Annotated in this window: 1 protein-coding gene; it reads left to right on the top strand. The window is 28.5% G+C overall.

The genetic code is table 11. From position 1 onward, the window contains the following. Positions 1 to 161 precede the first annotated feature (161 nt). A partial coding sequence (gene mraY, locus PKV21_03300) for a phospho-N-acetylmuramoyl-pentapeptide-transferase (GenBank protein ID HOM26515.1) occupies positions 162 to 1,070 on the top strand: 909 nt, incomplete at its 3' end.

Below are 1,070 nucleotides of genomic sequence, written 5' to 3'. Positions count from 1 at the left end.
ACAATGGACCAGCATTTTTATGAAATTGATGAATTGAAAAAAGAACTTAAAAGGGAAATAAAAAAACAAGATGCTGTGTTTATAAAAGGTTCAAGAATTGTTAAAATGGATGAAATAGTTGATTTTTTAAAAACAGATTTTTTTTAACGGAGGTATCTTAAATGTTATATAAACTTTTATATTCTTTTACAGATTTATGGTTTGGTTTTAATATTTTTAAATATGTCACAGTAAGAGCAACTCTTGCAACATTCACATCTCTTTTACTTTCTCTTTTGTTTGGAAGAAAAATCATAAATAAGTTAAAAAATTTCTGTCATCCAAATTATTTAAGAGAAACAGAAAAAGAAAAAACTCCTACAATGGGAGGATTTTTAATTCTTGGGACTTTGTTAATATCTACATTTTTCTGGGCAGATCTTAAAAATACTTACATTATACTTCTCATTTTTTTAACTTTTTCTCTTGGATTTGTTGGTTTTATAGACGACTATACAAAATTAAGATATAAATCACACAAAGGAGTAAGACCACTTTTTAAAATTATAGTACAGATGATAGTTGGTTTTATTATTGGACTTATTCTTGTATATAAGAGCGATTTAAATTTTAACACCTCTTTGTATATCCCTTTTTTTAAAAAAGCAATTTTGCCTCTTGGAGAATATTTCATCCTTTTTGCTGTTTTCATAATAGTTGCCACATCAAATGCTGTCAATCTCACAGATGGAATGGATGGACTTGCAATAGGTCTCATTTTAACTGTATCTCTGGCTTATGCAATAATCTCCTATGTAGTAAGTAATGTAAAATTTGCAAATTATTTAAATGTACCCTTTGTTAAAGGTGCAGAAGAAGCAACAGTTTTTTCAGGTGCACTTGTAGGTTCATGTCTTGGATTTCTGTGGTTTAACTGTTATCCTGCTGAAATATTTATGGGAGATATTGGTTCTTTACCACTTGGTGGAATTGTTGGACTTCTTGCTATAATAGTTAAACAGGAACTTTCATTAATATTTGTCGGTGGTATATTTTTAGTTGAAGCATTGTCTGTTATAATTCAAGTCATT

The organism is bacterium (assembly GCA_035371905.1).
In the GTDB taxonomy this organism is placed as follows: domain Bacteria; phylum Ratteibacteria; class UBA8468; order B48-G9; family JAFGKM01; genus JAMWDI01.
Note: the sequence above shows the minus strand (reverse complement) of the source record. Positions and strands in the feature narration are given on the sequence as shown.